Below are 23,885 nucleotides of genomic sequence, written 5' to 3' on the forward strand. Positions count from 1 at the left end.
ATTAAAAGAGGGCATTAAATTAAAAACTTTCCGAGATAGGTCATAAGAATATCAAGAGAACGGTTTCCCATCGTAGATCCGTCATGAAAACAATTATCTGTAGGAGCTATATAATAATGATAAGGTTTATGCTCTATTCTTAAAACCGGATAATCAGGAAAAAGCTTAAAAAAATAAGAAGTAATATTTTTATTGTTCACTTCATTTTCTTTAATATCAATTTTCTTTTTGATCATGTTATAAACCTGAAGCATGGAAAGATTAATAATGAGTAAATATCTCGATTCTTTTCCCAGATTGAATGCAATACGGTTGCCGAATTTATGGGCCGTATGCAGCGTCATATCTTTGGAACTGTCTTTATGTACTCCTATAAATCTGACTTCATTAGCAGTATATCCTGAGGGCAGGTTTCTTTTATCTAAAGAAACTATTTCACTGTTTGCAAAATTAGCCGCCAGACTCATCAGTTTAAACGGGGCCAGAGAAATACTCTCCAGAAATGTATTTAATTTACCATTAATCTGATTGACCAGCATTTCGTTTTTCCTGAATCGATCATATACTTCAGCTTCTGTCTCTGCAGTCTGTAAATCCAGTTTAATAAAAAGTTCTTTGATATCATCAGAAATTTTTCCTGTAAAAACAGAATTATAATCCTTTTTATTTTTGTGATCTCCTGTAAAAATTTTATATTCCTCTACAGTAGGTGTACGCCAGTCTCTTTTAGGAAGGTACGCCTCCGGTTCATATCTTTGAACAAATTTTTCATTTTTAAAAATAATCTCGTTCGGCGTTTGCTCAGAGTGATGTAGGGTACCTGAATTGATCTGAACGGTCTCTTCATGTCCATTCAGGTATATCTTAATTCCCGGTTTTAGTTTTTTCATATTGAGTTTCTTGCTATTTGCAGGTATATCTAGTATTTATCAAATACACCTGTATAAACCATGGTAATATCAAAGAATTTATTTCCTAATGTGGTCCCGTCATGAATAAGGTTATCCGTGGGCGCAATATAATATTGATAGGGTTTTATTTCCAGTCTCAAAACAGGGTAATCAGGGTAAAGCTTAAAAAATTCTTCAACAATATTTTCGGACGTAATTTTTTCTGATTTTTTTTTCTGAATTTTAGTAAAAATCTGCCTTAGCGTGAGATTAATAAAATAGAGAAAACGGGGTTCAGTACTGATATTAATTGAAATTCTGTTATCTGATTTATACGCCGTATGAGGAGTAAAAAAAATACTTTTATCAATATGTAATCCTGTATATTTAAAAGTATTATGACCAGTATGATGAAAAGTTGTGCTTTGCATATCGGGCAATGATCTGGCAATTCTGTGGAATTTATATTTCCCGGCTGCAGATTTCTGATCCAAAAAAGCATTCAATTCCTGATTAAGCTTTTTAATAAGCTCTTCATTTTTTTCAAATTGCTTCGGAACATCAAAAAGCGACTCACATTCACTGAGTTTCAGACTTTTAAATAAATGCTCTAAAGATAACGGAATGACTCCCATTCCCAAAGTATTAAACATTCGACTGTCCTCATTCGCTGTAAAAATTCTTCTGTATTCCTGATCAGTCAGCATTCGCCAATCTGAATTGGGTAAATAAGCATTGTGGTAATATTCAATCTCAGGATCATTATTTTCAACAGGTACAACCCCTGAATTGATACTGATCTGATCTTTTATATTATCAATCTGCCGATTGTAAACTCTAATACCTTCTTTTAAATTCATACTAAACTATAGGCTAATAATTTTTCTTTTATCTCCTGCTGCGGATCATTATAAGGCATGTTTTCCAGTTCCGCTACAATTTCATCATACGAAACTTTGGTAAGTTTCATGTCTTCACAAATATCTTCCGGAAGACTATCGATAAGATCATTCTGTATATGGCTCACCAGCTTTATCATATCATGGCAGTAAATCGTAGGATTGTCGAACCCATTTTCTTCTGAATATCTGTTGAGCAGAAAACCACCGCCACAAATTTCATAAATCGGACACTGACTGCATTTCACATTGACCATCTGATGAGAATGGATATAAATATCAAAAAGAGGATCTTCCAGGACAGCTGCAATTTCATGAGTATGAATATTAATATCATTCCTGGTAATCCCTTCATAACAGGCTCTTATAGAATCTGCTACTTCCAGATTCCCGTTGGTTTCCACTACTGCTACTCCATTTTTTTTCAGACCTACCATCTGATCTCCAATTTCTTCACCGGCAACAAGCTGAATAAGAGTTTTGAAGAACCTCATATTAGGTCTTTCCGGATCACTTTTCCATATTTCAAACAACTCTATGAGCCAATCTGCAAAAGGCGTATAGCCATAGGTATTTACCTTTTCACGAAGTATTCCGTCAGGCAATTTATCAAAATGTCCATCCGGAAGGAGAAGATTAAAACTCGGAATAGCAAGGTTTTTAAACTCCTGATAAAGTTCTGAAGGAATAATAGCAAGGTTAACGACAGACAGAACTCCATGCATCCCGTTATCCAGTCCAAGCTGAATAGCATTCCGCACATCATCATAGGATCCTTTACCGTTATGAAAAACACGGTATTTATCGTGATATTCTTTAGGTCCGTCTATACTGATTCCGACGCGAATATTCAGTTCTTTAAAGAGGCTGTACCATTCTTCATTTAATCCGACACCGTTGGTCTGAATTACAAAATCAAAATAGGAATCATTGAGTGTTTCTCTAAATATCCTTATACTTTCTCTGTAAAATTCTTTGGGGAAAAGCAAAGGTTCTCCTCCATGAAATACAATCTGAAAAGCTTTTATTCCATTTTCAGTACTATATCGTGATAATTTTTCAACGAATGTTTTTACAGTCTTTATGGACATTAATTTAGGCTGCTCCAAATATGTTTTGTCTCCTAAATTATACATATAACAATAAGAACAGTTGAGGTTGCATCTGCTTGCAACCTTTAGAACAAAAGAAGTAACCATATCTCTATTAATAATAAAGTTCTTCGCTATTTAACTAACGAAGAACTTAAATTTTTTAAAAAACAGTAATTTTAAGCTCTTAAAAAAGTATCGATAACTCTATCGTATGCTGCGGAAGCTCCTGTAACAGCAACTACACCACAATTATCACCCGGAAGAACGATACCGATATTACCACGGCCTCCAAAAATAGATTTGTAAAGATCCACATTTTCTTTTTCAGAGTTCTGGATTGATTTTTTAAGAATTTCTTTTTGTTCTAGATTACTGGAAATTTGAAGTTTCTTTTTCATGTTAAAATAATTTTTGATTAATAGTTTTCTTATATCACCAAATATAGATAAATATTTTAAAAAACAAAATAATTTTTGATTAATTATTTATTTTTTTTAACTGAAAAACAAAATGTTATTATAAAAAACAAAATCCCCGGCTCTGCGAGCCGGGGATTTTTATGATTGCTGTTACAATTTATTTTACAGGTTTAATGGAGATAGCGAAACCACCACTTCTTACCATTTTAAAATTAATTTTTGATTTGCCTGTAATCTCTTTTTTATAGATATGATAGCTTTGAGGATTATCGATATAATCTGCATCTTTTCCATCTTCATAGATCGTTGCTTCATATTTTTTTCCTTTATCCAGGAATGAGAAGTCTACCGTGTAATCGCGTTTGTTTTCATCCGTAATTCCTCCCACAAACCAGTTTTCCGTTCCTTTTGCTTTTCTTGCCGTGATGACATAATCTCCCGGTTCTGCGGCTAAGATCTTCGTATCATCCCAGTCTGCCGCTACATCTTTGATAAACTGAAATGCATCCATATGCTTCTTATAATTTTCAGGAAGATCTGCGGCCATCTGAAGCGGCATATACATCGTTACATATAATGCAAGCTGTTTAGCCAGTGTTGTTTTCACAGAACGATTATCTCCAGGGAAATAATAGTCTAATTTGGTCTCGAAAATTCCTGGTGTATAGTCCATTGAACCTCCCATCCATCTTGTAAACGGAAGAACGGTCTGATGGTCTGGTTTGTTTCCACCGAAAGCTTCATATTCCGTACCACGGGCTGCTTCCGCAGAGATATAGTTCGGATAGGTACGGCTTTCTCCTGTAGGGCGTACGGACTCATGAGAATTGACCATGATTTTATATTCATTTGCTTTTTCAGCAATTCTGTAATAATGGTTGATCATCCATTGAGAATAATGATGTTCTCCTCTGGGAATAATATCTCCTACATATCCAGTTTTCACAGCATCATAGCCATATTTGTTCATCAGCTGGAATGCTTTGTCAGACCACCTTTCATAGTTTGCCGCAGAACCTGATGTTTCATGGTGCATGATCAGCTTAATACCTTTAGAATGGGCATACTCGTTCAACATTTTGATATCAAAATCCGGGTAAGGTGTAATGAAATCGAAAACAAAATCTTTAGAATGTCCGAACCAGTCTTCCCAACCGATATTCCATCCTTCGATCAATAATCCCTGAAAGCCGTTTTCAGCTGCAAAGTCAATATATTCTTTAACTTTTGTGTTGTTAGCGGCATGCTTTCCATTAGGCGTTAATTTGGTGAAGTCTGTTTTATCGATATGAACATTTTCAGCAGTAGAATATGCCCATTGTGATTTTCCGATGATCATTTCCCACCATACCCCCATATATTTTGTAGGGTGGATATAAGAGGTATCTTTATATTTCGTCGGCTCATTAAGGTTGAAAATCATTTTAGAGTCCATCACCTGTTCTGCTTTCGGAGCTACAATGATTGTTCTCCACGGTGTTGTAGAAGGAGTCTGGATATATCCTTTAGCTCCTTGTCTGTCTGCTGTTAAATGCGTCTTGAACTTAAAATTCTGTGCATCTACTTCTAAATGAGAAGCCGGATAATCTAATACGGCTGCCTCCGCAACATTAATATACAAAGGTTCTTTTCCTTCTCTTTTAAGCATCAACGGTGACTGAACTGCATTTTTCACCAATGTCTGAGAAGCATTAGCATCATACGCCTGAGCCCATTTTGACGGAATTTCAGAAACTTTTGTTTCCTGATACTGATATTCCTGAGAGTCATAGTCCGCTACGATCCACCATGCTTTCATATCGGTAGGAAAATCAATTTCCGAGTCTTCTTCTCTGATGACAAAATAATTAAGATTTTTCTGCTGCGGGAATTCGTATCTGAACCCCAGTCCGTCATTGAACAATCTGAATTTTACGACAATACTTCTGTCTGTAGAAGCCTGATTCAGGGTAACAGCCAGTTCATTATAATTATTGATATAATTTTTCTTTTCTCCAAGAACCGGTTGCCATTTTTCATTTTTGGAGTCTCTTTTTTCCTCTACTTTGGCAAAACCGTTATTAAGATCGAATTTTGCATCTTCTGGTTTCGCAATTTCGGAAGCAAATTTAATAGCAGTGTCTTTAAATAATCTTAACCCTAATTTAGAATCTTCAACTACTACTCCTCCGTTGTATTTAAGGTTGTAGTAAGGTACTCCGTCTTTCAGCTGAAAATTCATTTCGAACTTACCGTCCGGAGATTTTAAAGATTGTGCTTTCACACCTACAAACATCATTGAGAGCAAAAGGGCTCCAACTGTAATTTTCTTCATAATGACTATTTATTAACTTTAAAACAGACAAAGTACTGCTTTACTGCAGCACTCTGCCATTTATAATTTGATTTTTATTTACAATTTTGTAACAGTTAATTTATAATAAGCTGAGTTATGCAAATCCAGCTCTATTTTATAATTACCCGCCTGTGAAACTTTATATCCTGAATCTCCTGTTACTGTTCCTTCTGAATTTAAATACGATTGTACACTCATTCCGGAAACCAGAGTCTGATCAGCATCTTTTGGCTGAAATTTCATCACCCAGTCATCATTTGCTCTGAATTTAAACACGCCATTATTCGTCAGGGCAATTGAATTAATTATATAAGTCTTACTAATGGGATTGTATACAAAGTCTGTATCAGAATCCCAACCCGTAGGTGTAGCATCACCAATAATCCCAAAGTTTGCAATAACATTAGAATAGGTATTAGCAGCCCAGTCTACTTTAACATAATACGTTCCGGTTACCGATGACTTAATGTTTGAACCTCCTAAAAGAAGTTTCCCTGAATTAGTTCCGTCATCTCCTTTATTCTCTGACCAGCTTTCATTAATTGTAAACTTATACTGTCCGTTTTCTCCTGTCAGATCGGTAATATAAAGAAATCCTCTGTATTTATCATTTTTCTCAGGAGAGAATAAATTAGCAGTATTGGTAGGTTCCCAATTTGCATATCCGGCAGCTCCACCGAATCCGCCCGGTACATTAATTTTAGGATAAATCAGATCCGGGTTTGGAGCATATCCAGTAATATTAATCGTTAATACATTAGAATAATACACAGTGGTAGCATTTAAAGCTGATTTTAATCTGACTTCAATAGCTTTTGCAGCATTGGGCGCAACATTTAATGTCCCTAGAATTGTATTTAGCTGTAGATGGGTTAATGAGAATGTCTTTTGATCCATTGATACAGTTTGAGCTGCACTTGATTTAAAATTAGTTCCTGCTACTGCAAATTCTACAGAGTTTGCAAAAACTACATTAGGATTAAAAGTCGGATTTGTATACGTAAAATTTAAAGCAGCTTCATTAGCTAAAGTCTCATCTAAAACAATGGCCGTTTTATTGACTGTTAAGCTTCCGTTTGATGTATTATTAAGAACAATTTTATCATCATCTTCTCTACAGGAAACAATGAGATAACTCACTATTCCTATTAGAAATATTTTAAAAATATTTTTCATTTTAATTCAATTTTAAATTAATAGCCAGGATTTTGAGTTAAATTAGGATTCGCCTGCAAAGCACTGCTTGGAATTGGGAATATTTTATAGTTATCTGAAATTGAAGTTCCATTTTTCACACCCCCTTTCCATGGCCATACATATGTTCCTCCCGTAAATTTACCAAATCGGATAAGATCCTGTCTTCTCATTCCTTCAAAATTCAATTCTCTGGCTCTCTCATCCAAAACTATATCTAAATTTATTGAACTCAATTGTGTAGCTCCTGCTCTTGCTCTTACCTGATTTAGATAGATAAGCCCCTGAGGAACTGTCACTCCTGATGCGCCTCTTAAAGCACACTCAGCATACATCAGATAGACATCAGCAAGTCTGAATAGCGGAAAATCTGTTGAAGAGAAATCTGTCGCACCTCCGACACCATTTGAATCTTTATTCCAAAACTTATCTGAAGGAAGTCCGTCAGACCATGTTTTATAATCGTTCATTTCCCAGTTGTGACCTTGGGTCCAGAATAGTTTTGCTCTTTTATCAGGGCTTGCCTGAAGATCCGCAATACTGTTACCAAATAATCCGTACCAGGCTTTAGTAGCTCTGTGACCGGCCCATCCTTGTTTAGCTCCAAAATCCGCAGGTACCATAGTATCTGTACTTATACTTCCATTAACAAGGTAAGTGGTATTTCCAAAACTCTGGCTGGATACCGCATCTGCTAAAAGTGGAAAAATGATTTCCTTGGAAGTATTATTATCCGATGAGAAATTTTTTCTGATATTGGCTTCCAACTGATACCCTCCTTCGTTAATAATTTTATTGATCAAACTTGCAGCATCATTATATCTCGCCGTTCCTGTATATACTTCCGCGTTAAGATATAATTTAGCTAAAAGCATTCTTGCGCAAGACTTATTGGCTCTACCATAGGAATTCGTCGCAGGCAGTGAAGCTTCTATCGCCAGTAATTCACTTTCAACATAATTGAACAGATCTTTTCTTGACATTTCCGGTAAAAGTGCACTTGTATTGAAATTGTCATCATTTACCAATACTCCCTTTCCAAATAAATCTATTAAATAATAATAAGATAAAGCTCTTAAAAATCTCAATTCATCTACAACTTGATTTTTATTTGCATAATTCACCTTATCACTTTTCATAATAAGAATTAAATTCGTTGCCTGTGGAATTGTATAATAGATTCTGTCATAAACATACTTGAAAAATTTATTATTCGAAGTCCAGTTGGTAGTTGTTGTTAACTGGTCCAGCCCATTATCACCCCATCTATTTTTCATATCATCTGCAGTAAAATCCTGCAGGTTGACGAGCCCTCTTACGAATGGTGACTCTCCCGGATCAGCTCCTGAAATATCAGATTTATCTGGTCCTTCCACACTTGAAAGTGCAAAACTAGCATATAACCTTGATAATAAGCCCTCTACTGCATTTGGATCTGCTGCCAATAGGTTTTCTAAAGTTTGTTCTACTTTAGGTTCTGTATTTAAATCATTAAGACAAGATGTATTCACAGCCAAGAAAGCCAGAAGAACCAGTACTTTATATTTAGTATTTTTCATTTTTAATGCTTTTAGAAATTAAAATTAAATCCAATAGTATACGTTCGTGGTCTTGGATAGAAATTATTATCAATACCAGTAAAGTTTTCAGGATCCTGTCCTGAATAATTTGTCCAAGTATAGACATTATTGACAGAAGCGTATACTCTTACATTTGTATTTTTAAACACATTTTTAAATAAATAACCTACTGTTACATTATCAAGTTTCAGGAATGTTGCATCTTCTAAAAAATAGTCTGAGAAGTAAAGGTTATCCGACAATGTAAATGGAGAATCTGCAGTGGAAGCTAAAACATTATTTAAGTTTTGTGAATTTTGAGGTACCGTATAACTCTTAAAACCTTGTGCTAATTTTCTTGTATTATAAATCAATCCTCCTATCTGTCCTCTGAATGCAGCATTAAAATCCCAGTTTTTATAAGTTAAAGAAGTACTGAAACCATAGGTCCATCTAGGTCTTATTGCTTTATAATATCTATCTTTTTCATTGATAACTCCATCATTATTTCTATCTACATATACATTATCAAGAGGTCTGCCGTTAGCGTCATAAACCTGTTCCAATACCCATGCAGAATAAGGCTGATATCCTATAGCATTGTTGGCAATCTTAATACCTGTTCCAATAGGAAGAGTACTGGAATTATCAGGGAAATAACTGACATCTCCCAGGCTTAATATTTTAGAATCATTATATCCTATATTACCTGATACCGACCAGTTTACATTCTCATTCTTTACAGGAACTACCGTTACATTAAATTCAACTCCTTTATTTTCGAGAGAGCCGACATTAGTGGTAAACTCATTACTTAAACCCTGTCCTGCAGGCAACGGTACCTTTGCTAAAAGATTTGTAGTTTTTCTTTTATAAACATCAATGCTACCTGTTACTCTCTCTTGTCTGAAGAATGAAAAATCAATACCTCCGTTCCAGGTATCTGTAGTTTCCCATGTCAGACCTGGATTGAACGGTAATGCACTATATGTTCCAACACCGGGAAAATATTGGGAGTTTGCCCCACCAATAGAAAAATATGGACTTGAAGGATAGAATCCTGCAACACTTACAATATCAGCATTTCCTGTTCTACCCCAGCCTAATCTCAATTTAAGATCTCTTACAGATGAAGAATCAGTAAAGAAGTCTTTATTAATCTTCCAGGCAAATCCTACTCCGGGAAAGTACCCCCATCTTTCCCCCTTTTGAAACAAAGAAGAAGCATCTGCTCTGAAGTTCAGGGTAAATAAATATTTATCATAGAAGTCAATATTTGCTCTTCCTATGAAAGACTGTAAGTTCAGTACATTATAATATCTGTTGGTTGGGTTTAAAGCAGTCCCCGGATTGGAAACTCTTTTTCCGGTCACATCATCATATCTGTATTGCTCCTTATAACCATCATTTTTAAAGTTCTGATAAGAATACCCTCCCTGAACCAGAAAATGAGAAAGAAAACCTGAATATTTTTTCTCATATACTAAATAAGCATCCATGGTCTGATTGACAATATTCTGATGTTCAGCATAATCAACACCCGGACTGAACACATAATCGTTCGGAACAAACAGATTTTGCGGATTCCTGTACGTTGCAATTGCATTGTCTGAATACACTGTTTTCAGATTAGATCTCGAAGCTTCCAAACCTAAATTAACAATAGCTCTTAAATCAGGCAAAAAATGAAATTTATAATTAATCTCAGCATTTCCTAGAAACTTAGCAATCTTCTGAGGAGAAGTCCTCTGCATAAGAATTGCCAAAGGATTGCTCTGTCCCTGAATAAGGTATTGATTCCCTTTCAGAACAGTATTCTGATAATATCCGCCAAATCTGTTATACGGATCCCCCGTTAAACTGGTTTGAGCCTGATAAATCGGTAATGTTGGATTCATATTAATAGCGCCTCCGATTGCTCCGCCATCATCAATTGCATTCAGATTTGAAAATAACCCTTTCAAACTGACATCCACTTTTAAATGATTATCAAAAAAAGAAGGTGTAATATTTAAACCGGCTGAAAATCTTTCATAATCACTGGTTTTAATCACCCCTTCAGTTCTGTTATATCCAACTGATAATCTTGTAGGAACCTTATTAAATAGACTCCCGGAAACACTTAGGTTATTATCTGAAGAAACAGAATTTCTGTAAATCGCTTTCTGCCAGTCTGTATTATAGATCTTCCCCGGCTGGGTTGGGTTTGCTGAATTGCCTCCTACACCCAGTAAATAATTATAATTAGGGTAATTCTGATTGACGAATTTTGTAAATTCATCGGCATTCATCACATCAATATACCTTGTTACCGTACCCACAGAGACATTCGTACTTAAATTCACCTTAAGCTTTCCGCCTCCTCTTTTCGTCTTGATGATAATAACCCCATTTGAACCTCTGTTTCCGTAAATTGCCGTTGCAGAAGCATCTTTTAATATTGAAAAAGATTCAATATCATTAGGATTTATCAAATTTAGGGGATTACCTACACCTGCAGGATTATTGGTATCCAGCGGCACTCCGTCGATTACAATTAAGGGATTGTTATTAGCACTAAAGGAAGAACCTCCTCTGATTCTGATATTTGGAGCAGAATCCGGTGATCCACCGGCATTTGTAATCCTTACTCCGGGAGCCTTACCTGTAATTAATTGATCTGCAGATACAATTGCCCCTTTGTTAAAATCCTTTTCAGAAACAGCAGTAATAGATCCCGTAAGATCAGATTTTTTCTGTTTTCCATACCCTACTAAAACAACCTCTTCAATTTTCTTTTCCTTTGTGACAGAGTCTTTTGTCTGCGCGTGCATTATTGTACTGGCCAATAAAAAAGCGGGCGCAACTTTTAATACCGTTGTAAAATTCTTCACAATCTTATTTTTATATAGTTTCGTTTTTGTTCATTCTGGCTTGCAGCCAGTTTTGCAATTTATAAAAAAAATATAATTATCATAAAATTAATATAAATTAGGATAAAATTATGTATATTACGATACTTTATTAAATTAATTATCTAAATTTCAACAATTTACCAGACGCTATGTTTTGCATAATATAAACACAGCTTTAACATAAAGTTAAACAAATGTTTAACTTTATTTCACTTTCAACCGCTAAAAAAGGGCTCTACAATCATAATAACTCCACAAAGAGCGGTATTCAACAGATAATCCTTATCTTTGCAGTCAAAACTTTACTATAAATGTCAAACAGAAAGATGATTACGGCAGCTTTGCCTTATGCAAACGGACCGGTTCATATAGGACATTTGGCAGGTGTTTATATTCCTGCGGATGTTTACGCAAGATTTCAGAGAAGATTAGGAAAAGATGTAGCGTTTATCTGTGGTTCAGATGAACATGGGATTCCTATCACCATAAGAGCTAAAAAAGAAGGAGTTACTCCACAGGATATCGTGGATAAATATCACGGAATCATCAAAAAATCCTTTTCTGACCTTGGAATCTCATTTGATGAATACTCAAGAACAACGTCTAAAAAACATTATGAAACCAGCCAGGATTTCTTTAAGGTTTTATATGAAAAAGGAAAATTCACTGAAGAAATGTCCGAACAGTATTTCGATGAGCAGGCAGGAGAATTCCTTGCGGACCGATATATTGTAGGAACATGTCCGAATTGTGGAAATGAAAACGCCTATGGAGACCAGTGTGAGAAATGCGGTTCTACCCTTTCTCCTTCAGAGCTGATCAACCCTAAATCCATGTTAAGCGGAAATGTGCCGGTTCTTAAAGAAACCAAAAACTGGTATCTGCCTTTAAATGAATATGAAGATTTCCTCAATGAATGGATTATTGAAGGTCATAAAGACGACTGGAAACCGAATGTGTACGGACAAGTGAAATCATGGCTTAATGACGGTCTAAAACCACGTGCCATGACCAGAGACCTGAACTGGGGTGTTCCGGTTCCGCTTCCGGATGCAGAAGGAAAAGTACTTTACGTCTGGTTTGATGCTCCCATCGGCTATATTTCTTTTACTCAGGAATGGGCAGAGAAAAACGGAAAAGACTGGAAAGATTACTGGCAAAATGAAAACAGTGATCTGGTACACTTTATCGGAAAGGATAATATCGTATTCCACTGTATCATCTTCCCTGCCATGATGAAAGCACACGGAGACTATATCATGCCGAAAAATGTTCCTGCATTTGAATTCCTGAACCTTGAGAATGACAAAATCTCAACGTCAAGAAACTGGGCAGTATGGGCACACGAATATGTAGAAGACTTCCCGGGACAACAGGACGTTTTAAGATATGCGCTTCTTTCTTCAGCGCCTGAAACAAAAGATAACAACTTTACATGGAAAGATTTCCAGACGAAGAACAATTCCGAATTAGTAGGAATCTTCGGAAACTTCATCAACAGAGTTGCTGTTCTTATCCATAAATATTACGATGGCATTGTTCCTCAGGGAGACGCAAACAGTCCTGAATTACAGGAAATACGCAAATCAGCGAAAGAAATTTCCACCTTCCTTGAAAACTACGAATTCAGAAATTCATTAACAGCTTTAATGAATCTTGCCCGCTTCGGAAACCAGTATCTCCAGACAGAAGAGCCGTGGAAGACCATCAAAGAACATCCTGAAAAAGCAGCGCAGTCCCTGTTTGTTGGAGCCCAGATCGCGGTAGCTCTGGCGCAGCTATGTGAACCTTTTATGCCGTTCAGCTCCGAAAAACTATTGAACATGTTCAATGTAGAAAAGAAAAGCTGGGAAACTATCGAAAACCAGTCGGTTTTAATTGAAACAGGCCACAAAATCAACGAATCATCCCTTCTTTTCTCAAAAATCGAAGATGACGTGATTGAAGCGCAGATTCAGAAACTTGAAGACACTAAACAAAACAATAAAAAAACAAATCCTAACGCAAATCCTATGAAAGAAGAGATCACTTTTGATGATTTTACTAAAATAGACCTTAGAACAGCTACCATTACAGAAGCCGAAAAAGTAGAAAAAGCAGATAAATTATTAAAACTTACCGTTGATACCGGTGTAGACGTAAGAACTGTTGTTTCAGGAATTGCAGAAAGCTTCACTCCGGAAGAACTAATCGGTAAGCAGGTGATGATTTTACTCAACCTTGCTCCAAGAAAAATCAGAGGCATTGAATCTCAGGGAATGTTATTATTAACAACAAAACCAGACGGAAAATTATCTTTCGTAACACCGGACGACAGCAATGTTGAAAACGGTATTGAAATCGGATAATTAAAGTCCCGTACAAATAACACAGGCTGTTTCTATCAGAAGCAGCCTTTTTAAATCTTATCTGCTCTCTTTGAAATGATTTCACATATTGTATATATATTTATTTTACATTTGCCGCTATAATATTTATGGTCAAGAGAAGCGTATTAAAGAAACTCTCCGATTCTGAACTGGAATACTATCTCAAAGCGGGCAATCGTTTTGTTCCGGAAGCCGTGCAGATCGCTTTTGAAATTTTAGAAGAAAGAGGACGTGTATTCACCGGACAGGAAAAAACAGCCATTCAGCAGCTGATTCAACATAAAAAAGAAGCCCAAGAAGCAAAAATTGCCGAAGAGCAGGAAGTCTGGAAAGATCACATCACAGAAGATCCCAATGCAGTAAGACTGTATTCAAGAACCACCATCCTCATCAGCAGTATTTTTTTCACCCCGATTCCCGGTGCCGTTTTACTCTCGCTGAATTTAATTAAATTAAAAAAATACACAGCTGCTTTTGCCAGCCTGACATTCGGTTTACTTTTCTTTATTTTCCAGAAATATATATTGTCATCGCATTTTGATTCCGGTGCAACTTCCCGGTACAGCCCGGAAATGGGAGTTATTGCAGCAGGTGCAATCGGCATGCTCATTATATGGGTTATAAGTGTTCCCAAAAAACTACCCTACCGTCCGAAATCCTACCTGCTTCCTGTCATTGTATGTGCAGGTACTGCTGTTCTTATGTTTTTTTATTATGAAGAGTGGTTTTCCTATTTTCCGTTAGCCAGAATGATTCGGACACTTAGGAGCTGAATCCCGCTATCTGCTTTTACTCCTCGCGCTAACCCTTACAACCCGGGCCTGCTGTGGGGTAACCGCTCCTATCGGGGCTAGGAGAAAGTTGGGTATACAAAAAATGTCATTCCGGTCTACAGAATGACATTATATAGGTATTGAGATGACCTCTCTTTCAGCACACAGCGAGTCTCTCTTTATTATTTAGTTAGTTTGGCAAGAAAAGAATCTTCGTCCTTTACAACTTTCTCTATCTTAAAGCCATTATTCTCTGCTGCATTTTTCAAGGTATTAAAATCAAGGTAAAGCCATGTGATAGGCTCTTCAGATTCCCCTTTGTAATGAACAACATAGTCCAGTTCTCCGTAATACCCTCCGGCTGGAATATAAACTCCCCCATCTTTATCGCGGTCAAACATATAGAGAATATCCGTACTGTCAATTAAAATTTGTCCATTCTCATTTAATAAGGTATATAATTTTTGAAAATAAGTATCAATTTTAGCCAGGCTTTCAAAAATCCCGGTCCCATTCATCAATAAGATAATGGTGTCAAAGGTTTCCCCTGAAAAATCAAGAATATTATTACTGATTGCTTTCTTAACACCTCTCAGTTGACATACTTCGATAGATTTCGGTGAAATATCCAGTGCTAAAACATCCAGAGCCTTTTCATTTTGAAGATATAAAGCATGAGATCCCGCACCCGCACCAATATCCAGCACTTTTCCCTCAGATAATTGCAAAGCTTTTTGTTCAATTTTGTTCATCTCCTCAAAATCTCTGAACAAATAGTCTACCGGAAGTTCATCCAGTTCAGAAATCGAAGTTTCGGTTTGCAAATCTTCAGGATTTTCGTTGTGATAATAATCCCAGATCGCTCGGCCCATTAAATCTTTCATAGATGCAAAGATACAGCTTCGGAACACAAAGTTCAAAGTTTAACATATCAGATTAATTATTCCGGCTTTCACAACGATAAGTCCGGACCTCAGGCGCTGTACTATGCTATCGAATCCTTCTCCTTATGCCTGTCTGTTTGTGACTCATTTTCAGCGACTCCTGCTTTCCAGTAAGAATAGGCGTACAGCTCCTGTGAAGTCCAGCTCTTTTCTTTTCTAAGATACATACGGATTTCCTTGACACTTGAAAATTCACAGGCCACATACCCGAATCTGCTTTTCTCAGGAATAGCAAGACTTTTAACAGCTTCAGCAATCCCGCTCCCCAAATGAGGAGTCGCATTATAAAGCCATTGAATTTCAATATCTGCCTGAGTCTGCAAAACCTGCTCATCTTCTTTTCCATGTACTTCAATGATACACACTCCTTTTGCTGTCTGCGGCAAAGTTTCCAAAATAGTACTCAACACAGGAATTGCAGTAGCATCTCCTGCCAATAAATACCATTCAGCTTCAGGATACAGCTCTTTTCCGTCCAGACGCATCATCACGCCAAGCTTTGAGCCTGCTTCAGCATCCCTGGCCCATCTGGAAGCCGGTCCTCCGTCTCCGTGATCCGCAAAATCAATCACCAGTTCATTCTTCTCCAGATCGATTCCTCTATGGGTATAGGTCCTGATTGCAGGAGCAAGCTCTTTCGCCGGATATACCCACTCATGATTGCTATCCAGTGTAGGAAAATGAATCTCATTTAAGCCCACAGGAGGAATTGCAATTTTATTATTATCTCCTACCACCGTATTTTTAAATACATGAACTTCCGGTGAATAGAGATAAACCCTGATGAAATGATCAGTAATGTATTCTTTTCTGGTCACTTCGGCCACGATCTGCCCTGTTGAAATTTTTGCCATAACTGATTTTTTTTAATTATATCCGGCTTCCAATAATGATCAGAAACCGGATGAAATAGAAAGTATAGTTCAGATTAGAACCCTTGGCCCCAATCTATTTTAAAACTCAAATGTATAAGACAGATTAAATGTTCTCCCCCTTCCTTTATAATTAAACAACTCAGGAAGACCGTAAGAAGAATAAAGAACCTGAGAGCGCTTACTCCATATAGTCTGATAATCCGTATTAAACAGGTTTTGGATTCCCAGATTAAATTTTCCCCAATGGAACCTGTAAGCAATCATAAGATCTGAAGTATTGTATCCTTCCACAACATTCTGAAGCTCATCCTTCTGCTTAAAATTCTGCAGAGACTGGAATCTGAACGACCAGTTCTGAATATGATACCCGATATACGTTACCAGCTTTGAAGGAGAGGCATTATAAATTTCCTGTTTCTGCCATTCCCCTTTATTGCCAACTTCCGATTTAATCAGAAGTCCGCTTGCTCCGAAATATACCCCGTTGGTGAAAGCATAAGAAACCTCAGCTTCAATACCCATATTTCTTAACTTAAGATCATTGACCAGAATCTGAAATGTTTTTTTATCTACCGTAACCGTTTTGTCTGAATTGCTCAAAAATCCTGCAATCTGAGCCCTTAAACCGCCTTTATTGATACGGTATCCCACTTCAAACTGGTTTGTTTTGACAGCCTGTAAAGGCTGATCCTGTACATTCAGGCTTGATATGACATCCCAGTTTGTTCCGATCAGCTTATAACTTCCGATTCCGTAAAATTTAGCCGGGTCTGCCAAGCTGGCTCCTTGAGAGAATGTTCCCCAAACCTGATGCTGTTCATTGAATTTATACAATAATCCCCCATTAAACAGAGAGACATTATAAGAACTCTTCCCTCCCGGAATTACAGACGCCGACTTTCCGTATCCCATAGCGACCTGAGTCTGCTGTTCGGAACCGACAAAATCATCCATTTTAACATTAATGTTCTGATAACGGACTCCCGCATTAAGCTGTAACTTCGGAAGAATATTATATTTTGCCTGAACATATCCTGCATAGCTCTGCGAATGATTCGTAGGATATCTTCCCAGACGGTACTTTGTTTCATTCACCAGTCCGCCGCTTGCCATTGTTTTGGTAATATCATAAACCGACTGAGCTCCTTCAAATTTTTCAAAATCTATATCTGCTCCGTAGGTAACATTCAGCCCCCGCCATGATTTTGACAATAATGCCTTAATCCCTGAATAGTATGTATCCTGCTGTGAAGATGACATATAGGCAATTTTACCGGTCTGCAAAGTTACATTGCCCGGGAAAGGATAAAATCCTAATTTTTCGCCACGGGTCGCCAGCTGTACATACAGGTCCTGTCCGCCCAGAATTCCATTTCCGGTATAAGCTACCGTTCCCATATAGCGCTCCGTTCCTACGTTTTTATCTGAAGAAAAGCCATCTCTCATTTCCAGCAAGGAAGCATTTTTTGTAGTGAAAGCACTTAAATTTTCCCCTAAAAATAAACTCCTGTCTCCATTGAATTTAGAATTATAATATTGAAGAGATGCCGTAATTTTATGTTTATTATTAAACTGATAGCCTCCTGTTGCCAGGATATCAACCGACTGGTTGTACTGAAGATCGGTCTGGGTAATATCGGTAAAGAGCTGCTTCTGATCCGCACCATATACCCCGCCGTTTTGCTGATAAGCAATGCCTAGCCTGCCAAAGAATTTCTCTCCTTTTCCCGCAATAGACTGTGCCGCACGGAAATCATGGTCATCTTTTCCCATAAAGCCCGTACGTACTCCCAGTTCAGTCTCCCCGCTGATTCCTTTTTTGGAAGGGGTTTTTGTAATAATATTAATGATTCCTCCGGTTGCATTTCCGCCATAAATGGAACTGGCTCCGGAAAGCACTTCAATTCTTTCTATATTAAAAGGATCAATAGCGTCCAGCTGACGACTGATGGCTCTGATGCTGTTCAGAGAAACTCCGTCGATCATCACTAAAGCAGAGCGTCCTCTCATATTCTGCCCGTAGTTGGTTCTGCCCTGAGGCCCGACATCCATACCCGGAATTAAAATAGAAAGCATTTCTTTAATAGGAACCCCGCTTTTTGCCTGCTCCTGAATTTTTTCTTTCTGTACAACCCAAACCGTACCAGGAATTTCAGAAATTTTGGTGGGCTTTCTGGACGCCACAATGACAACATCATCAATACCTTTGGAGGTTATAGAATCTTTAACGGTCTGGGAAGCAAATAATCCCGAAACCAGCAGACCTATAAATGCATACTGCTTTTTCATTCTTTTTATTCGAAGTTTTATAATACTGCAAATATAATTTTTATTCTTTCTAAATAAAAACAACTATCAATGAATTTTTTCACTGTTTTAATAAAAAAGAACCGGACCATCAAAGTTCAGATGAATGTAAGCTAAAGCCTATTTCTATGGATACCCTGCATTAAAAACCGAACATACAACTCTCCTCAAAAGCGTAAAATCCCGGTCTGTATCAGATCCGGGATTTTACTAGTGAAAAACAAGGTATCTTTTATACTGCAGGCCCTGCAGCATCTTTTATTTCTTCTAATAATTTTTTCCTTTCTCGAAGTCTTCTTCTTGCAATGACAGATTTCCCCCCAAGAACTCTTACAAATCTGAAATATTGAAAACGTTTGGCTCCAAAGTGATGGGAAGCAATATAAATCATCACTCCAAATCCAACTAAAATAATATATCCGAATATTTTTTTGGTCGCTACAATAATGGCATTCAACTGAATTGTTTTCATATTGGCAGCTACATTCTGAGGAGTAACGGTCATTCCATCCATATAAACGGCAAGATCTCCAATTGCTGTCACCTGAAACCGGTACTGAAACCAAGAGTACAGTGTTGAAAAAATTCCTACTGCAAGGAAAGTTCTCCAAACCAATACAAGTCCGATGGCAGCCAGCATCTCATCCATTTCCAGCTTATCCAGTGTATAAAACCATACGGAGATGAACAGGGAACACATTCCGTACCCTTTTAAAAACATAGGCAGATACCAGTTGTCATAATTGAACTCCAGTACCATAGAAAAGTACATAATAATGGCATATCCCATCATACCGGCAAAACCTGAGAAAATATACATCTTCAAGGGTTTCTCTTTTTTAAACCAGAAAATTGCAAGAATTCCGGCCAGAATAATTCCGGGAATCATGAGTAAACTCAGTCTGGTATTGGTCAATTGATCATAACCCAAAACTCCCACCGCAAAAGTATTCTGTATAGAGGCTGTTCCAAGAAACATTCCCAGCCAGAAAAGCATAAACAAACCATGCTGTACGTTATTCTTTTTAAAAATTTTAAACGAAAGATATGGTCGTTTTAATGTCAGCTGGCGAATAGAAAGCAATGCAAAACTTACAAAAGCAGCAATACTGGCATTCATGATATTCTTCGAATTGAACCAGTCCTGTTGTCTTCCAAAAGAATAAACGTATGCTGAAAACATGAACGTTGAAATGAAAAGCAAAATACTCAACCAGTCAATATAATGAAGAGGAACTTTTAACGCAAAATATTTATTGTGCATAAAAATCCAGTGTATCAATGCTAAAATAAAGCATAAAACAGCTGTAAACAGATAAAACTGCTGCCAGTTATAAACCAGGGCAAACTCTGCTGCATAATAAGTAGCCACCTGATTCATCACAAGAACGAATGTATAGAAAGCGCCATAAAACATACCGCGGTTTCCAATCATAACCATCAGGGGCAGGAAAAGCTCTATAGTGATCATCATTTTCATAAATCCGATCAGCAAAGAAGTAAAAACGAAGATCATGGGCTGTAAAGTAGTGGCATTGATGTAACTCAACAGGCCTAAAAGAACCAGCAACATTACCATTTTATCTCTTACCTTAAATCTCATCTTCATTCTGAGAACGACAGGCATACACGCCCCCATTCCAATAGTGGTTGCATAATTAGCCCACATAAAATATTCTGTCAGCGCACCGGTACCGCTTACCAAATAGCTTATATTTCCTGTATACACTCCACCGAGAGGCATTACTACGGCAAGCAGCAATACAATCAGCAGAAGCTGTACGGGTTTTGGCACCCAGTCGTTATATAATCCTTTATTGTACATGTTTTTAGCTCATTAGATTTCAGATAACAGATAACAGACGGCAGATCTTCAATTTTCAGCCTCAGCTTTCCATACCGTATCATGTCCGGAGTCCGATATCCTGTGTCTTCTAGTCTTTATTAATATTCACGTTCATGTTCATTCCTGCACTCAGTTTATTAAGATCTTCTTTTTTATTGGAAGCTGTAAACTCTATTCTCACTGGTATTCTCTGCTGTACTTTAATGAAGTTTCCGGTAGAGTTATCCGTTGGTACGCTTGAATATCTTGATCCGGTAGCCGCAGAAACCGCAGTGACCACACCTTCGAATTGTTTACCTCCTAAAGCATCCGCTGTCATGGAAATTTTTTCTCCAATTTTGATATTCGGCATCTGGCTTTCCAGGAAGTTGGCGGTTACCCATTTCTGTCCGTTCAATACAATCGTGGCGACCTGTTGTCCCGGCTGGATCAGTTGCCCTTCGGAAATTGTTCTTCTTCCCATTATCCCGTCATAAGGAGCTGTAATTACCGTATAAGAAAGATTGATTCTTGCCATATCCAGAGCAGACTTTGTTCTTTTAATTTCAGCATCATTGATTCCTAATTTGCTTTTTACCTCCGTCGTGGAGAGATGAGCAGACTGCTTTTGATTCACTAAAGTTTCATAGGCTGCTTTCTGGGCATCATATTCTGTTTTCACCTGGTCATATTGCTGTCTTGTTACCGCTTCCGCAGTCAGGAGGTTCTTGTATCGGTTCAGGTTCTGTTCAGCATTCCAAAGTCGGGCTTTCGCTCCGGCAATATTAGACTCCATTACGCTCACATTATTGGAAACTGTATTCACAGAAGAACTTGTCGCCGTTTTTTGGGCCATTGCGTTCTGATACGCTGCTTCAGCCTGTCCCAACTGAGTAATGATTTCACGGTTATCCAAAATCACCAACGTATCTCCTTTCTTTACTTTCTGGTGCTCTATAAATTTGATATCTTTAATATAAGCAGAAACCCTTGTATTGATAGGGTTAATGAACTCCTCTACCTGAGCAGCTTCTGTATATGTTTTATTTCCGATATGGAAATATTCACGGATCAGCCAGAATAGTCCGAATCCTATCACCAGAAAAACGATGATATTGGAAATGATGGCTCTGATCTTATTTTTTCTGTTCTGTTTTTTCTTGCCCTCTCCGCCTGGTCTTGCCGGAGTTTGGGTTGTATTTTGAGTAGTTTGTTCCTTGTTTTCCATTGTGTTGATTTTCAGTTTTAAAAATTAAAGTGTTCCTGTAGATTTCAAAAGGTTATAATATTGATACAAAACATTGATCTCAGCATTCGCATAATCAAGCTCCGACTGCAGTTTCTGATTTTGTGCATCAATCATTTCAGCCTGTACTGCCAGTTGATTCAGATATTTGGCTTCTGTAATCTTATAGTTTTCTTCGGCCAGTCTTTTGGAATCATTAAGAATATCTGCCTGCTGAATTGCTTCCTGATATTTGGTATAGGCAGCATTCACTCCCATATCGATATTCTGCTCGGTTAAAGTTCTGGCATCACTGGCCTGATTCTTCTGCAGTTCACCTAATTTTATTTTTTCTTTCGTTCTGTACAGATTATCTATATTATAACTAAGAGAAACACCGGTCTGCCATCCTCCGGAATACATATCGAGAACAGGATTTCTGGTCGTAATCGGTCTTTGCAGTGTATATCCTCCAAATCCGGCTACAGTAGGCATATTATCTGTTCTAATAATTTCAATATTCTTATCCGCTATAGCTATATTTTTATTGGCAGACTTCAGCATAGGATTGCTTTCATGAGCAAGATCCAGATAATAATCCATTCCGATTCCCGCGGCTTTATTGTCCAGACTTTCAGTAGGGATGATTTCCGTATCAGACGATAAGCCCAAGGCAATATTTAAATTATAATTAAGGATTTTTTTATTGTTGGAAAGCGTCAGAATTCCCTGATCCAGGTTTTTAATCGCCAGTTCACCACGGATTACCTCATTCCGGGTTACCATTCCCTGCTGATAAAACTTCTGAATATTTTTAAGGCGTTCCTGAGCCAGTTTTTTATTATTCCGGAATACATCTTCCTGGTTCAGGATTTTATAAACATCCAGATAATTCGAAATCACCAAAAATTTCACATCCTGTTTATTTTTTTCAAGATCCAGTTCGGAAATCTGCTCACGAAGTCCTGCCATTTCAATAGACTTATTGACCAGTCCTCCTTTGAAAATCAGCTGTGTGGCCTGTACTGCATAAGAACTTCCGTAATGCGGCATCGGGATGGTTGTAGAATTTGAAAAATCTTTATCAATCGCTACGGCGTCTCCCAAATAGAACTGGCTTGTAGAAGCTGTAATAGTGGGAAGTTTCTGAAGTTTTACAACATTGGTATTCTGTTTGGCAATATCAATATTCTGAGCAGAAACTTTCAACTGCTGATGATTTCGGACTGCCATTTCGGCAACCTCACCTGCAGTCATCTGTTTCATTTGTTGTGAAAAAAACAGCGCAGGAAAAGCTGCTATCAGAAGAGATAGTGCTGTTTTTATTTTCTTTGTCATTTTACCTTGTTTTACAGATGCAAAGTTAGGGCAACAACAAAATCAATCAAATGTTTGATTCTGGGAAAAAGATGTTCAAATGTAAGATTTTAATTTTCAAACTGATGTCTGTATTGGGTAGGACTTAGTTCGATATGTTTTTTAAAAAAGTGAGAAAATGAGTACTGATCACTGAATCCAAGAATCGATGAAATTTCCGAAACAGGTTTATTGGAAGAATTAAGGAGTACTTTTGCCTCGTTAATAACGATCAGAGCAATGATCTGGCTGGCTGCTTTTCCGGTAATAGATTTTACGACCGATGAAAGATGTCTGGTTGTAATGGATTGCCGCTCTGCGTAGAACTCCACGGATCTTTCCGTAAGGTGATGCTCTGCAAGGTCTGTAAGAAAAACGAAAACAATTTCCTCCTGTCTGGACATCTGATTCATCGAATTATTATCTTCTTTGGAAATAATCCCTGCCATCTGATAACAGAAAACAGAAAAAAGATGCTCTACCATTTCTTTTTTGTACAACATTTCGGTCTCAGAATCCAGAATATATTTCAGAAAATTAACGCTTTTCCAGACCACTTCCATTTCATCCTCAGGAAACGGAACGCCTTTGTTCATCTGTTGCCTGAAATAACGATAGGTAATCAGCCGGTTAAATTTTAAAGATAATGCAGAAATAAATTCTCTTTTATAAGAAACCATTCTGGACTGAAAGTCTTCACTCACCGATACCACTTCGTAAATTGTCTGGGGGTCTGTTACCATAAACATATTAGCAGAAACTTCGAGATCACTGAAATGCTGGCGGAGTTTTATGGTTCCTGATTTAATAAAGATAAATGCCGGATTATCAGGACGGAATGGCTTATCAACAGCTATTCTTTCGAAAATATTGCGTTCCGTAAAAATATCAACTCCGAACTTTTCTAAGGCAGACATGAGACAAATG

General features: G+C 37.4%; 17 protein-coding genes. 2 read left to right on the top strand and 15 right to left on the bottom strand.

Translation table 11 applies throughout. The features are described from left to right. Positions 1 to 14: 14 nt before the first annotated feature. The 8 genes from JO178_RS03375 to JO178_RS03410 form a co-directional block, all read right to left on the bottom strand. On the bottom strand, positions 15 to 890 hold the full coding sequence (locus JO178_RS03375; RefSeq protein ID WP_291931612.1) for a hypothetical protein: 876 nt from the start codon (positions 888 to 890) through the stop codon (positions 15 to 17). A 29-nt stretch (positions 891 to 919) separates the two neighbouring features. Beyond that, positions 920 to 1,750, bottom strand: coding sequence for a hypothetical protein (locus JO178_RS03380; RefSeq protein ID WP_291931615.1), 831 nt, complete (start codon positions 1,748 to 1,750; stop codon positions 920 to 922). Continuing rightward, a complete protein-coding gene (locus tag JO178_RS03385) occupies positions 1,747 to 2,988 on the bottom strand; it encodes a radical SAM protein (protein ID WP_291931618.1) in 1,242 nt (413 codons plus the stop codon). Before JO178_RS03385 ends, JO178_RS03380 begins: the two co-directional genes overlap by 4 nt. A 71-nt stretch (positions 2,989 to 3,059) precedes the next feature. After that, a complete protein-coding gene (locus tag JO178_RS03390) occupies positions 3,060 to 3,281 on the bottom strand; it encodes a hypothetical protein (RefSeq protein ID WP_291931620.1) in 222 nt (73 codons plus the stop codon). Between the two features lie 178 nt (positions 3,282 to 3,459). Beyond that, entirely contained in the window at positions 3,460 to 5,616 is a 2,157-nt protein-coding gene (locus tag JO178_RS03395) for a glycoside hydrolase family 97 protein (RefSeq protein ID WP_291931623.1), read from the bottom strand. A gap of 78 nt (positions 5,617 to 5,694) precedes the next feature. Further along, positions 5,695 to 6,813: a SusE domain-containing protein gene (locus JO178_RS03400; protein ID WP_291931625.1), complete on the bottom strand. Its 1,119-nt coding sequence runs from the start codon at positions 6,811 to 6,813 to the stop codon at positions 5,695 to 5,697. Between the two features lie 17 nt (positions 6,814 to 6,830). Next, entirely contained in the window at positions 6,831 to 8,390 is a 1,560-nt protein-coding gene (locus JO178_RS03405; RefSeq protein ID WP_291931627.1) for a RagB/SusD family nutrient uptake outer membrane protein, read from the bottom strand. A gap of 11 nt (positions 8,391 to 8,401) precedes the next feature. Beyond that, positions 8,402 to 11,263, bottom strand: a complete 2,862-nt coding sequence (locus JO178_RS03410; protein WP_291931630.1) for a SusC/RagA family TonB-linked outer membrane protein — start codon at positions 11,261 to 11,263, stop codon at positions 8,402 to 8,404. Between the two features lie 332 nt (positions 11,264 to 11,595). Between JO178_RS03410 and metG the strand changes: the two genes are divergently transcribed. Together metG and JO178_RS03420 are read left to right on the top strand one after the other, a co-directional pair. Continuing rightward, positions 11,596 to 13,632, top strand: coding sequence for a methionine--tRNA ligase (gene metG, locus JO178_RS03415; protein ID WP_291931633.1), 2,037 nt, complete (start codon positions 11,596 to 11,598; stop codon positions 13,630 to 13,632). Positions 13,633 to 13,760: 128 nt separating this feature from the next. Next, positions 13,761 to 14,426, top strand: a complete 666-nt coding sequence (locus JO178_RS03420; protein ID WP_291931636.1) for a hypothetical protein — start codon at positions 13,761 to 13,763, stop codon at positions 14,424 to 14,426. 182 nt (positions 14,427 to 14,608) lie between these two features. Here the strand turns inward: JO178_RS03420 and JO178_RS03425 are convergent, their stop codons facing one another. The 7 genes from JO178_RS03425 to JO178_RS03455 all read right to left on the bottom strand — a co-directional run bounded on the left by JO178_RS03425 (position 14,609) and on the right by JO178_RS03455 (position 23,875). After that, positions 14,609 to 15,310: a class I SAM-dependent methyltransferase gene (locus JO178_RS03425; protein WP_291931640.1), complete on the bottom strand. Its 702-nt coding sequence runs from the start codon at positions 15,308 to 15,310 to the stop codon at positions 14,609 to 14,611. Between the two features lie 101 nt (positions 15,311 to 15,411). Beyond that, positions 15,412 to 16,224 (bottom strand): siderophore-interacting protein, encoded by an 813-nt coding sequence (locus tag JO178_RS03430; RefSeq protein ID WP_291931642.1) that lies wholly within the window; start codon positions 16,222 to 16,224, stop codon positions 15,412 to 15,414. A gap of 99 nt (positions 16,225 to 16,323) precedes the next feature. Continuing rightward, a complete protein-coding gene (locus tag JO178_RS03435) occupies positions 16,324 to 18,534 on the bottom strand; it encodes a TonB-dependent receptor (RefSeq protein ID WP_291931645.1) in 2,211 nt (736 codons plus the stop codon). A gap of 250 nt (positions 18,535 to 18,784) precedes the next feature. Then, complete coding sequence (locus tag JO178_RS03440; RefSeq protein ID WP_291931648.1) at positions 18,785 to 20,377, bottom strand: MFS transporter; 1,593 nt, start codon at positions 20,375 to 20,377, stop codon at positions 18,785 to 18,787. 109 nt (positions 20,378 to 20,486) lie between these two features. Further along, positions 20,487 to 21,605: an HlyD family secretion protein gene (locus tag JO178_RS03445; RefSeq protein ID WP_291931650.1), complete on the bottom strand. Its 1,119-nt coding sequence runs from the start codon at positions 21,603 to 21,605 to the stop codon at positions 20,487 to 20,489. Positions 21,606 to 21,629: 24 nt separating this feature from the next. Then, entirely contained in the window at positions 21,630 to 22,940 is a 1,311-nt protein-coding gene (locus JO178_RS03450) for a TolC family protein (RefSeq protein ID WP_291931653.1), read from the bottom strand. Positions 22,941 to 23,029: 89 nt separating this feature from the next. Continuing rightward, a complete protein-coding gene (locus JO178_RS03455) occupies positions 23,030 to 23,875 on the bottom strand; it encodes an AraC family transcriptional regulator (protein WP_291931656.1) in 846 nt (281 codons plus the stop codon). Positions 23,876 to 23,885: the final 10 nt, after the last annotated feature.

Origin of the sequence: Chryseobacterium sp., assembly GCF_019236175.1 — a bacterium.
Classification (GTDB): domain Bacteria; phylum Bacteroidota; class Bacteroidia; order Flavobacteriales; family Weeksellaceae; genus Chryseobacterium.